Annotated in this window: 12 protein-coding genes; 3 read left to right on the top strand and 9 right to left on the bottom strand. The window is 70.0% G+C overall.

Annotation, left to right across the window (positions count from 1 at the left end; translation table 11 throughout):
• Positions 1-5: 5 nt before the first annotated feature.
• Both qcrA and qcrB read left to right on the top strand, forming a co-directional pair.
• Entirely contained in the window at positions 6-1,064 is a 1,059-nt protein-coding gene (qcrA, locus tag ACYVAP_RS09100) for a cytochrome bc1 complex Rieske iron-sulfur subunit (RefSeq protein WP_264449191.1), read from the top strand.
• A 4-nt stretch (positions 1,065-1,068) separates the two neighbouring features.
• Positions 1,069-2,745 carry a cytochrome bc1 complex cytochrome b subunit gene (gene qcrB, locus ACYVAP_RS09105; RefSeq protein ID WP_264449192.1) on the top strand — a complete coding sequence of 559 codons (1,677 nt, stop codon included), beginning with the start codon at positions 1,069-1,071 and terminating at the stop codon, positions 2,743-2,745.
• Positions 2,746-2,843: 98 nt separating this feature from the next.
• On the opposite strand, the gene ACYVAP_RS09110 is transcribed toward qcrB, so the two are convergent.
• From ACYVAP_RS09110 to ACYVAP_RS09145, 8 genes are all read right to left on the bottom strand, one after another.
• Complete coding sequence (locus ACYVAP_RS09110; RefSeq protein WP_498860395.1) at positions 2,844-3,338, bottom strand: GNAT family N-acetyltransferase; 495 nt, start codon at positions 3,336-3,338, stop codon at positions 2,844-2,846.
• A gap of 243 nt (positions 3,339-3,581) precedes the next feature.
• Positions 3,582-3,923 carry a YciI family protein gene (locus ACYVAP_RS09115; protein WP_498860396.1) on the bottom strand — a complete coding sequence of 114 codons (342 nt, stop codon included), beginning with the start codon at positions 3,921-3,923 and terminating at the stop codon, positions 3,582-3,584.
• Positions 3,924-4,113: 190 nt separating this feature from the next.
• Complete coding sequence (locus ACYVAP_RS09120) at positions 4,114-4,530, bottom strand: cytochrome c oxidase subunit 4 (RefSeq protein ID WP_498860397.1); 417 nt, start codon at positions 4,528-4,530, stop codon at positions 4,114-4,116.
• A gap of 3 nt (positions 4,531-4,533) precedes the next feature.
• Positions 4,534-6,246, bottom strand: coding sequence for an aa3-type cytochrome oxidase subunit I (ctaD, locus tag ACYVAP_RS09125; protein WP_264449196.1), 1,713 nt, complete (start codon positions 6,244-6,246; stop codon positions 4,534-4,536).
• A complete protein-coding gene (gene ctaC / locus ACYVAP_RS09130) occupies positions 6,243-7,184 on the bottom strand; it encodes an aa3-type cytochrome oxidase subunit II (protein ID WP_264449198.1) in 942 nt (313 codons plus the stop codon). Before ctaC ends, ctaD begins: the two co-directional genes overlap by 4 nt.
• A 395-nt stretch (positions 7,185-7,579) precedes the next feature.
• Entirely contained in the window at positions 7,580-7,936 is a 357-nt protein-coding gene (gene erpA, locus ACYVAP_RS09135; RefSeq protein ID WP_264449199.1) for an iron-sulfur cluster insertion protein ErpA, read from the bottom strand.
• A 130-nt stretch (positions 7,937-8,066) separates the two neighbouring features.
• Positions 8,067-8,333, bottom strand: a complete 267-nt coding sequence (locus tag ACYVAP_RS09140; protein ID WP_264449201.1) for a hypothetical protein — start codon at positions 8,331-8,333, stop codon at positions 8,067-8,069.
• Positions 8,330-9,739 carry a dipeptidase gene (locus tag ACYVAP_RS09145; RefSeq protein WP_264449203.1) on the bottom strand — a complete coding sequence of 470 codons (1,410 nt, stop codon included), beginning with the start codon at positions 9,737-9,739 and terminating at the stop codon, positions 8,330-8,332. Before ACYVAP_RS09145 ends, ACYVAP_RS09140 begins: the two co-directional genes overlap by 4 nt.
• 61 nt (positions 9,740-9,800) lie before the next feature.
• On the opposite strand from ACYVAP_RS09145, the gene ACYVAP_RS09150 reads away from it, so the two are divergent.
• Positions 9,801-10,424, top strand: a complete 624-nt coding sequence (locus ACYVAP_RS09150; protein WP_264449204.1) for a DUF3043 domain-containing protein — start codon at positions 9,801-9,803, stop codon at positions 10,422-10,424.
• A gap of 123 nt (positions 10,425-10,547) precedes the next feature.
• On the opposite strand, the gene aspS is transcribed toward ACYVAP_RS09150, so the two are convergent.
• Positions 10,548-12,368 carry an aspartate--tRNA ligase gene (gene aspS / locus ACYVAP_RS09155; RefSeq protein ID WP_264449205.1) on the bottom strand — a complete coding sequence of 607 codons (1,821 nt, stop codon included), beginning with the start codon at positions 12,366-12,368 and terminating at the stop codon, positions 10,548-10,550.
• Between the last annotated feature and the right edge of the window lie 18 nt (positions 12,369-12,386).

Below are 12,386 nucleotides of genomic sequence, written 5' to 3' on the forward strand. Positions count from 1 at the left end.
AGCACATGAACGACAATCTCGACGGCAGCTCCCCCGCTCGCGGGGTCAGCGCCATCGCCCCGAAGGAGGGCGGCGGGTTCCCGAATCCGGGTCTCGCCCCTCATGTCCACCGCCAGGCCGACTCCGACAAGCGCGCCGAGCGTCGCGCCGAGCGCGTGGTCGCGGGCCTCTTCCTCCTCTCCGTCCTCGGCACCGCGGTGTTCATCGCGGCATACTTCCTCGTGACGCCGACCGGGACGAACATCTTCGCGGAGGAGGGCTCCACCCGCGCGGTGTGGTGGTCGAACCTCATCACGGGCCTCGGCCTCGCGATCGCGGTGTTCTTCATCGGCGCCGCCGCGGTGCACTGGGCCAAGACCCTCATGCCCGACGAGGAGATGGTCGAGGAGCGCCACGCCCTGCGAGGCTCCGACGAGACCCGCCAGGCCGCCGCGTCGATCATCACCGACGGCCTCCAGGAGTCCGGCATCGGCCGCCGCCCGCTGATCGTCACGACGATGGTCGCTGCGCTCGCGGCGCTGCCGATCGCCGTGCTCGCCCCGCTCTCGACGCTGGGCCCGCTCCCGGGGAACAAGCTGCACCACACGTTCTGGAAGGCCGGCATGCGCCTGGCCCGCGACCACGACGGCACCCCCATCCGCGCCGCCGACGTCGCCATGAACTCGATCTTCCACGTCATGCCGGAGGACCTCACCGAGGAGACCGAGCACTTCCTCGAGGAGCGTGCGAAGGCCGCAGCGGTGATCGTCCGCATCGATCCCGCCCTCGGCAAGAACGAGGAGAGCCTCGCCAACGGCCATGAGGGCATCCTGGTCTTCTCGAAGATCTGCACCCACGTCGGCTGCCCGGTGGCCCTCTACGAGCAGCAGACGCACCACATGCTCTGCCCGTGCCACCAGTCCACGTTCGACGTCACGGACGGCGCGAAGGTCATCTTCGGCCCGGCGCACCGCCCGCTCCCCCAGCTCCCGATCGAGGTCGACGCCGAGGGCTACCTCGTGGCCACCGGAGACTTCCCCGAGCCGATCGGTCCCAGCTTCTGGGACATCCACAAGGACAAGTGATCACGTGACGACCACGACTTCTGATTCCCGGACGCAGAGCGCCGGCGAGAAGCCCGGACGCGTGATGAAGCTCGGCGCCGTCGGTGGCGACTGGCTCGACGAGCGCGTCGGCGGCGGCGGCCTGGTGAAGTTCTTCGCGCGGAAGATCTTCCCCGACCACTGGTCCTTCATGTTCGGCGAGGTGGCGCTGTACAGCTTCGTCATCCTGCTGATCTCGGGCACGTTCCTGACGATGTTCTTCGACCCGTCCATGACCGAGGTCGAGTACGACGGGCCGTACGAGGCGCTGCAGGGCGCGCACATGTCGCGCGCCTACGAGTCGACCCTCTACATCTCCTTCGAGCTCAAGGGCGGACTGCTGTTCCGGCAGATGCACCACTGGGCCGCGCTCGTGTTCATGGTCGCGATCTTCGTGCACATGTTCCGCGTGTTCTTCACCGGTGCGTTCCGCAAGCCGCGCGAGCTCAACTGGCTCGTGGGCTTCACCCTCATGGTCCTCGGCATGGTCGCCGGCTTCACCGGCTACTCGCTCCCCGACGACGTGCTCTCCGGCAACGGCCTGCGCGTGGTCGACGGCCTCATGAAGTCGATCCCGATCGTGGGCACCTACATCTCGATGCTGCTGTTCGGCGGCGAGTTCCCGGGCACCAACATCATCCCGCGCTTCTTCACCATGCACATCCTGCTGGTGCCCGCCATGATCCTGGGGCTCATCGCGATCCACCTCGTCATGCTGGTGGCACACAAGCACGCGCACTACCCGGGCCCGGGCCGCACCGACCGCAACGTCGTGGGCTTCCCGCTGTTCCCGGTGTACACCGCGAAGGCCGGCGGCTTCTTCTTCCTCGTCTTCGGCATCATCACCCTGGTCTCCGCCACGACGGCGATCAACGCGATCTGGGTGTACGGGCCCTACGACCCCTCCCCCGTCTCCGCGGGATCCCAGCCCGACTGGTACATGCTCTGGACCGACGGCGGCCTCCGCCTGATCCCGGGCTGGGAGTTCACGATCTTCGGCTACACCGTCTCGCTGAACATCCTGCTCCCGATGGTCATCTACGGCGGCCTTCTCGCCTTCCTCGCGCTCTACCCCTTCATCGAGGCATGGGTGACGGGTGACGACCGCGAGCACCACGTGCTCGACCTGCCGTACAACACGCCGGTCCGCACGGGTCTGGGCGTCGCCTGGATCAGCATCTACCTGATCCTCGCCATGGCCGCGACGAACGACCTCATCGCGCTCAAGCTGCACCTGTCGATCAACGACCTGACGTGGCTGTTCCGGGTCTCGATCTTCGTCGCCCCGGTGCTGCTGTTCTGGATCACGAAGCGCCTGTGCCTCTCGATCCAGCGCCAGAAGCGCAACCTCGTCCTCCACGGCGAGGAGACCTCCCGTGTGGTCCGGACGAAGACCGGGGACATGCTCGAGATCCACGAGCCGCTCGACGAGTTCGAGCGCTGGGTCCTCGTGCAGCATGACGACTTCCGTCCCCTCAAGGCCGGGAACGGCGTCTCGGCGCTGCGCGCCAAGGCGACTTCGTTCTTCTTCAAGGACCGCATCGCCCCCGTCTCCCCCGCCGAGCTGCGGGAGGCCATGGAGCACGCGCACCACGAGAGGCACGTCATCGACGAGGTCACGGACGGCGACTACCGCATCCCTGCGGAGAAGGCGATGCACTGAGCATCCGCCGCCGCTGATCGCCGGAGCCCGGGAGAGCCACTCTCCCGGGCTCCTTCGTGTCCGGGGCGCGACGACGCCGTGCGGCGGGTTCGGGCGCGCTACCCCTTCGCTGCGGCCGGCACGGTGCGGCGCACGAGCCACGCCCACTTCCCGAGCTGACGTATTCGCTCGAAGCCGTGCTCCTCGAACAGCTCCACCGAGGCCTGGAACAGGAATCGCCCGTGGGCGGCCCGTCCGCCGACGATCTCCGGCGTCGACTCGACGACTCCCCCGCCGTCGGCCGCGATGAGGTCGAGCGCCCCCGCGAGACCCGCTCTCGCGATCCCCTCACGGCGATGGCGCGTGTCGGTGGAGAAGCAGGGGATGCGCCAAACGGGCAGCGTCCGGGGCTCCACCTTGGCGGCCCTCTTGTCGATCCCGGGGACCTGATGGTGCGAGATGCCCTCGGCCGTAGCGTGGTGCCCCATGCACCAGCAGCCGCCGAAGACGCCGCCGTTGCGCTCCACGAGCTCGGCGAAGTCGTCCCATGTCGTCGCGTCGAGGGGCCGGACCTCCCAGCGCTCGTCCGTCGGGGTGCTTCCGATCGTGCTCATCGTGAGCCTCTCTGCCATCGCCCGGGAACCGCACCAGGGCGGAGCGATCCTTGCGTTCACGAATCCTCGATGAGCCAGTCTGCACCGATACGACGGGGCTGGGAAGGGGCTGACCGGTCTCCTTCCGGCGCCGACGGGCGACATCATGTCAACAGCCCCTGAAGCGGGTGCATGGCGTGACAGGCTCTGCACGCTGTCCAGAGGGCATGGACGGAACCGCGCTCTGCCCCACTGCCGGGCTGTTCAGCTGGCCGGGTCCTCGCCGAACACGTAGAGCTCCTGCGGGCACCGGCACGCGGCGGCGATGCGCGCGGCCCACAGCTCCGCCTCCGCCCGCGTGGCGAGGTCCAGCACCGTGTAGCCGCCGTCGAGCGGGGCCCGCAGCGGATGCGACCCGTCGTGCCGTGAGCCGTCGGCGTCGATCAGCACGGGCGCCACGCTCTCGTCGATGCCGCCGCCGAACCGGTACGCACCGGCGGCCTTCGCCTCCTCGACGAGCGCGTGGGACGCGTCCACGACCTCCGGGAGCTCCTCGGCGGGGATCTGCATGGCGCGGGACGGGAAGGTGATCAGGTAGAAGGACATGGGGACCTCCGGGAGCTCGCGGCTGCCCGGACCGGGCGCCGTCGAGCGACAGCCTGCCCCGTGGCGGTCGTGCCGTCCAGCATCCCGGGGCCCCGGAACGGCCCTTCAGCGCCCCGGGACGCGGAACGGCCCCGCGTCGCCGGAGCGAAGCGGGGCCGTTCGGAGGATCCGCGCGAGGCGGAGCCAGGTGTCAGTGCGCGTGCTGGCCGCGGGAGAACTCCAGGACCCAGCCGATGACGCCGTACATGGCGAGGATGAGCCCGAAGCTCGAGAGCCACCATCCCACGGCCACGCCGAGGAACACCATCGCCGCACCGAGCGCGGACCACAGGGGCCACCAGCTGTAGGGGGCGAAGCTGCCCTGGACGCCGGCCTCGGCCTCGACCTCGGCGTCGTGGTCGTCATCGGGACGGCCCGGGAAGGACTTCGCCTTGAAGCCGGTGTAGAGCGCGATCATGAACGACATGGCGAAGGCGCCGGGGAGCGCGATCGCGCCCACGGGCTCGATCCCCATCGGCTCGCCGCCGTGCGAGAGCACGCCGTACACGATGCCGACGACGAGGAAGAAGGTCCCGAGGATGTAGAAGATCTTCGACGTGGTGTTCATGGATCAGTTGCTCCTCGGGTTCTGCACGGGCTCCTCGTGCAGCATGTGGTCCTGCGCGGCGACCTCGGGGTGGTGCAGGTCGAAGGCGGGACGCTCGGACCGGATGCGCGGCAGCGAGTGGAAGTTGTGGCGCGGCGGCGGGCAGGAGGTCGCCCACTCGAGGGAGGCGCCGTAGCCCCACGGATCGTCGACCTCGACCTTCTTTCCCTTGAGGTGGGTGAGCACCACGTTCAGGATGAACGGCAGCGTCGACGCGCCGAGGATGAAGGCGCCGACCGTCGAGAGCTGGTTCATCCAGCCGAAGCCGTCCTCCGCGAGGTAGTTCACATAACGACGGGGCGCACCCTCGACACCCAGCCAGTGCTGGACGAGGAACGTCGTGTGGAAGCCGATCATCAGCAGCCAGAAGTGCAGCTTGCCCAGTCCCTCGTGGAGCTTGTAGCCGAACATCTTGGGCCACCAGAAGTAGAAGCCCGCGAACATCTCGAAGGCCACGGTCCCGAAGATCACGTAGTGGAAGTGCGCCACGACGAAGTAGGTGTCGGAGAGGTGGAAGTCGAGCACCGGCGACGAGAGGATCACGCCGGTCAGGCCGCCGAAGGTGAAGGTGGTGAGGAAGCCGAGCGTGAACAGCATCGGCGTCTCGAAGGTGATCGAGCCGCGCCACATCGTGCCCAGCCAGTTGAAGAACTTCACGCCCGTCGGCACGGCGATGAGCATCGTCATGAAGGCGAAGAAGTTCAGCATGACCGCGCCGGTCGTGTACATGTGGTGCGCCCACACGGTCACGGACAGGGCGGCGATCGCGATCGTCGCGCCGACGAGGGTCTTGTAGCCGAACATCGGCTTGCGGCTGAAGGCCGGGATGATCTCCGAGGCGATGCCGAAGAACGGCAGCGCGAGCACGTACACCTCGGGGTGACCGAAGAACCAGAACAGGTGCTGCCAGAGGATGGCGCCGCCGTTCTCCGGGTTGAAGATCTGCGCGTCGAACCGCCTGTCCGCTCCCAGCGCGAGCAGCGCGGCGGCCAGCGGCGGGAAGGCCATCAGCACGAGCACGCCCGTGATGAGGATGTTCCAGGTGAAGATCGGCATCCGGAACATGGTCATGCCGGGCATGCGCATGCAGATGATCGTGGTGATGAAGTTGACCGAGCCCAGGATCGTGCCGAAGCCCTGCAGGGCGAGGCCGAATACCCACAGATCACCGCCGAGGCCCGGGGTGAACGTGGTGTCCGACAGCGGCGCGTAGGCGAACCAGCCGAAGGAGGCGGCGCCCTGCGGGGTGAGGAAGCCGGCGACGGCGATGAGCGAGCCGAACAGGGTCAGCCAGAAGGCGAACATGTTCAAGCGCGGGAACGCCATGTCGACGGCGCCGATCTGCAGCGGCACGAGATAGTTCGCGAAGCCGTTGAACAGCGGGGTGCCGAACATGAGCAGCATGATCGTGCCGTGCATCGTGAACAGCTGGTTGTACTGGTCCTTGGAGACCACGACCTGCAGGCCGGGCTCCCAGAGCTCGGCGCGGATCATGAGCGCGAGGATTCCGCCGAAGCAGAAGAAGGCGAACGCCATCCCCATGTACATGAGGCCGATCATCTTGTGATCGGTCGTGGTGAGCAGGGTGAAGAACTGCTTGCCGAGGCCGGTCTCGGGTGTCTTCCTGAACCGCGCCGGAGCCTCTGCTCCTGGGCGGATCTCGGTCTGGGCGCTCACTTGTCCCCCTCCTGCGTGGTCGTGGTGTCGGCGGTGCGCTGGGTGCGGTCCACGCCCTCGTCGTACTTCTCGCGCATGGACCAGTCGTCCTGGTTGCGGTTGAGGTCGACGCCGAGCTCGCCGGTGTTGCCCTCGGCCTCGAGCTCGTCGAGGTGCGCCTGGAACTCGTCGGCCGGGACCACGACGACGTTGAACAGCATGTCCGAGTGGTACTCGCCGCACAGCTCAGCGCACTTGCCGCGGTAGGTGCCCGAGCGCTCGGGCGTGAGCTGGAAGGTCGTGGTGCGTCCCGGGATCATGTCCTTCTTGTAGAGGAAGTCCACGACCCAGAACGAGTGGATGACGTCGCGGGACTCGAGCTGGAACTCGACGGTCTCACCCTCGGGGAGGTACAGCACGGGGAGCGACTCGGACGCGCCCTCCACGCCGGTCTCGAAGGACTGCACACCGGCGGGCTCGTGCACCTGCTGGCCGTCGGCGGTCTCGTAGTTGAAGTCCCAGCTCCACTGCTTGCCGACAGCGGTGACGGTGACAGCGGGATCCTTGTCGAGCGCCTCGGTCTCGTCGAGGTCGCGCTGGGTGAAGTAGAAGAGCGTGAGCACCATGACGACGGGCAGCAGGGTGAACATGAGCTCGAGCGGCACGTGGTAGCGCAGCTGGATCGGGAAGCCGGTGTCGTTCTTGCGGCGCCGGTAGGCGACGGCGCACCAGATCGTCAGACCCCACACGATGAGGCCGACGACGACCAGGGCCGTCCAGGACCCCACCCAGAGGTTCGTGATGCGCGCCGTCTGGTCGGTGACCTGTCCGTCGCTGTAGCCGGGGAGGAACCCCCGCTGCTGCTTCTCGGTGCAGCCGGCCAGGGCCAGTGCTGCGAGAGCGATGCCGGCGGCCATGCGGCGACTGCGCCGCGCGCGCTGGGGGGCCTGGGGGATCACAAGGATGACCTTCCGCTCGTCGTCCCCGACCGGTTCCGTGGCGCGACCCGCTCGTGGAGGGCGGGACTGCTGCGGGGGCCAGGGCTGGTACTCACATGGGCGGGGACGTGCCCATGGTGCCGCGCCTCGTGGGGACGAGGGCCGAGGTGGACGATCCGCACGACGGCGGCGCGCCCTCCACGTCACGGCACCCCGTCATCATACGTGCTCCGCGCGGGCCCCGGACCACCGGCACGCTGTGGGAACGAGGCTTCACCGGAGGACGGTGTGTCCCTTGCCACCTGCCGCGGTCACCGATGCGCGGCCGCGGCCCTCGCGAGGCCGGGAGCGGGCCGGATGCACGACGGCGGGCGACCCCCGAGGGGGTCGCCCGCCGTCGCGGACCGTCTCGCGGCTCAGGCGAAGGAGTCACCGCAGGCGCAGGAGCTCTGCGCGTTGGGGTTGTCGATCGTGAAGCCCTGCTTCTCGATGGTGTCGGAGAAGTCGATCACCGCACCGGTGAGGTACGGGCTGCTCATCTTGTCCACCACGACCTCGACGCCGTCGAATTCGACCGTGAGGTCGTTGTCCATGAGGCGCTCGTCGAAGTAGAGCTGGTAGATCAGGCCGGAGCAGCCGCCGGGCTGCACAGCGATGCGCAGGCGCAGGTCGTCACGACCCTCCTGCTCGAGCAGGGTGCTCACCTTGCCGGCCGCCTCCGGGGTGAGGGTCACCTGGTGCGCGGCGGTGGGACGCTCGGTCGTCGTGGTCATGCGGTCCTCCTCGGGTGCTGCGGATGGGTCCAGCGTACGCCTCGGGCGCCGCGGATGGTGTATGGCACCGCACGCGTGGACGGCCCGTCCTGCCGCTCGGGCAGGCACTCCCCTTCCCCGGCGGGACCGATCACCACAGCAGCCCGCGGAACGCGGCGACCAGCATGATGGCGACGTAGCCGATGACGACGCCGATCGCGGCTGCCCCGGCGGCCGCGCGGCTGCGACCGCCGAGCACCGCCGAGAGCGCGGCGATCAGCACGAGCGCCACGACGACGGCTCCCCACCATCCCAGCATGTAACCGCCCAGGAAGCCGAGCACGAGTCCCAGCCCGAGCAGCGGCACCGCCGCGGCGCTCACGGGCTCCGGGCGGCGCTCCTCCTCGAGCGGGCTCATCCCTCGGCCTGCGGGAGCGAGCCCGCGCCGAGCAGCAGCAGGGCCTCAGCGAGGCACACCCGGGCGAACTCCCCCAGGTGCAGGGACTCGTCGATCCCGTGGGCGCGGGACTGCGGATCCTCGACACCGGTCACGAGGACGGAGGCCTGCGGGAAGACCTCGAGCAGGTCGGCGATGAAGGGGATCGATCCCCCGAGGCCCGTGTCGACGGCCTCCGTGCCCCAGGCGGCGCCGAGCGCCTGCCGGGCCAGCGCCGTCGCCGGGCTCGCGAGATCCGCGCCGTAGGGACGACCCTGCTCGCCGGGATGCACGGTCACCCGGGCGGTGCGCGGGGTGTGGCGCTCGAGGTGCGCCAGCAGCGCGTCCTGGGCGGCCTGCGGGTCCTGGCCCGAGGGGATGCGCAGGGAGACCTTGGCCCGGGCGACCGGGACGAGGGTGTTGGAGGCCTCGCGCACGGACGGCGCGTCGATGCCGATCACCGAGAGGGCCGGCTTCGTCCACATCCGCGCCGCGATCGACCCGCGGCCGGAGAGCTCGAGACCCTCGGGGACGCCCGCGTCGCGGCGGTAGTCCTCCTCGGGCATCTCGACGGCCGGGTCCGGGGCGTGGACGAGCCCCTCGATCGCGACCTCGCCCTCGTCATCGTGCAGCGTCGCGAGCAGTCGGGCCAGCTGGGTCGGCGCGTCCAGGACGGGACCGCCGAAGATGCCCGAGTGCACGGCGTGCTCGAGGACGCGCACCTCCACCACCGCGTCCACGAGGCCGCGGAGCGAGGCGGTGATCGCGGGGGTGCCGACGGCCCAGTTCGCGGAGTCCGCGACGATGATCAGATCCGCCGCGAGCGCATCGCGGTGCGCCTCGATGAAGGGGCGGAAGGTCGGCGACCCGGCCTCCTCCTCCCCCTCGACGAAGACGGTCACACCGATCCCCTCCGCCGCGAGCTGCTCCCCCACCAGGCGCAGGGCCGTGACATGGGCCATGACCCCGGCCTTGTCGTCCGCCGCGCCGCGGCCGTAGAGCCGGTCACCCCGACGCTCGGGCGCGAAGGGCTCGTTCGACCAGGAGTCGACGTCCCCGGTGGGCTGGACGTCGTGGTGCGCGTAGAGCATGACCGTGGGGCGTCCCGGCGCGGCGGGGAGGCGACCGATCACCGCGGGCGCGCCGTCCTCGACGGCCGTGATCCTCACGTCCGGGAGCCCGGCGTCCTCGAGCAGGGCGGCGACGGCGGACGCGCTGCGCTGCACGGGCTCGCGGTCGTAGCCCGGGAAGGCGATCGAGGGGATGCGGACGAGGTCCTCGAGGTCGGCGACGGAGCGCTCGAGCATCGGCTCCAACCGTGCTCGGAGCTCCTGGACCAGGGCGGGATCGGGGGCCGGGACGGGATGTGCGGAGGAGGTCGTGCTCATGGCTCCCACCGTACCGGCCCCCTGGGAGGCTCCCTGGGGACGCTCCGCCTAGACTGCCGTGGTGAACTCCTCCCAGCCGCCGACCCCCGAGAGCCCCGCATCCCGTGACACGGATGCCGCGCGCACCGCCGCGAAGGGCCGCCCGACCCGCTCCCGCAAGGAGGCGGAGGCCGCCCGTCGCCGGCCTCTCGTCGTCTCCGACCGCAAGGAGGCCCGTCGCCGGGACCGCGAGCGCTCGCGGACCCGTCAGATGGAGGCCCAGCAGGCCCTCGTGACCGGTGACGAGGCGAAGATGCCGCTCCAGCACCGCGGCCCCGAGCGCCGCCGGGTGCGGGACCTGGTGGACACCCGTCACAACGTCGCCGAGTACTTCTTCCCGGTCGCGCTCGTGTTCATGATCGTCGCGCTCGTCCTGCCGCTGATCGACCAGTCGCTCTACCTCGCCATGAGCACCCTGCTCATCGCGCTGCTGTGGGGCGGCATCGCGATCTGCGTGATCGACGCGTTCTTCCTGCGCCGCCGGCTGCGCGCCGCACTCACCGAGGAGTTCGGCGAGGTGAAGCGGGGCCTCGTGGGCTACGGCATCATGCGCGCGATCCAGATCCGCCGCTTCCGCCTGCCCAAGCCCCAGGTCAAGCACGGCGGCGCGCCGGTCGAGCCGAAGCAGCCCCGCGCGAAGCGCTGAGCCCCCGCCCCGGGGTCCGGCAGGCGGTGACAGCGCGAGCCGGACGCCGTGCAGGACAGCGCGACAGCACGAGGGAGGGCCTCGCACCGTACGGTGCGAGGCCCTCCCTCGTGGTGCTCCGGCTCAGGCGTCGGGAGCGCCCTGCGCGGCGTCACCGGCGGTCGCCGGCTGGTCCTTGGGCGACGCCTTGGGCTCGGGCTTCGCGTCGACCCCGGCCTCCTTGCGCTGCTGGGGCGTGATCGCGGCCGGTGCCTGGGTGAGCGGGTCGAAGCCGCCGCCGGACTTCGGGAACGCGATGACATCGCGGATCGAGTCGGTGCCCGCGAGCAGGGCCGCGACGCGGTCCCAGCCGAAGGCGATGCCGCCGTGCGGCGGGGCGCCGAAGGCGAAGGCGTCGAGGAGGAACCCGAACTTCTCCCGGGCCTGCTCCTCGTCGATCCCCATGACGGAGAACACGCGCTCCTGCACGTCCCGCTGGTGGATGCGGATCGAGCCGCCGCCGATCTCGTTGCCGTTGCAGACGATGTCGTACGCATAGGCGAGGGCCTCGCCGGGCTCCTTGTCGAAGCTGTCGAGGAACTCGGGCTTCGGGGAGGTGAAGGCGTGGTGCACGGCGGTCCAGGCGCCGGAGCCCACGGCCACGTCGCCCGCGGCGACCGCGTCGCCGGCGGGCTCGAACATGGGCGCGTCGACGACCCACACGAAGGAGAAGGCGTCGTGGTCGATGAGGCCCAGGCGCTCGGCGATCTCGGCGCGGGCGCCGCCGAGCAGCGCGCGGGACGGCTTGGCCTCGCCCGCGGCGAAGAACACGCAGTCGCCGGGCTTCGCCCCGACCTTCTCCGCGAGCCCGGCCTTCTCCTCCTCGGAGATGTTCTTGGAGACGGGACCCGTGAGGCTGCCGTCCTCCTGGACCAGGACGTAGGCGAGGCCGCGCGCGCCGCGCTGCTTGGCCCACTCCTGCCAGGCGTCGAGCGTGCGACGCGGCTGCGAGGCGCCGCCGGCCATGACGACCGCGCCCACGTACGGGGACTGGAACACGCGGAACGGCGTGTTCGCGAAGTACTCCGTCATCTCGACGATCTCGAGGTCGAAGCGCAGGTCCGGCTTGTCGGAGCCGTAGCGCCGCATCGACTCCTCGTAGGTGATCCGCGGGATCGGCGTGCTGACCTCGTGGCCGGCCGTCCGCCACACGTTCACGAGCAGCTGCTCGGCGAGGGCGATGACGTCCTCCTGGTCCACGAAGCTCATCTCGATGTCGAGCTGGGTGAACTCGGGCTGGCGGTCCGCGCGGAAGTCCTCGTCGCGATAGCAGCGCGCGATCTGGAAGTACTTCTCCATGCCGGAGACCATCAGCAGCTGCTTGAACAGCTGCGGCGACTGCGGGAGCGCGTACCAGGAGCCCGGCGAGAGCCGCGCGGGGACCAGGAAGTCCCGGGCGCCCTCGGGGGTGGAGCGCGTGAGCGTCGGCGTCTCGATCTCGACGAAGCCGTCGTCCAGCAGCGTCTCGCGCGCCGCGCGGTTGATCTGCGAGCGCAGCCGCAGCGCGGCCGCGGGGCCCTGCCGGCGCAGGTCGAGGTACCGGTAGCGCAGACGCGCCTCCTCCCCGACCTCGGTGTGCTCGTCGAGCTGGAAGGGCAGCGGTGCGGAGGTGTTGAGCACCTCGACCTCGGTCGCGGTGACCTCGATCTCACCGGTGGGCAGCTGCGGGTTCTCGTTCCCGGCGGGGCGGCGGTCGACCGTGCCCACGACCTTGAGGACGTACTCGTTGCGCAGGTGCATCGCCTCGTCCTCGCGCACCACGACCTGGGCGACGCCGCTCGCGTCCCGCAGATCGAGGAAGGTCACTCCGCCGTGGTCACGGCGTCGGCCGATCCAGCCGGTCAGGGTGACGGTCTGTCCGATGTGCTCCGTGCGGAGCTCGCCGGCGTGGTGGGTGCGCAGCACGAGGTCGTCCTTCGTTCT

The sequence above is a fragment of the Brachybacterium horti genome, assembly GCF_054777615.1.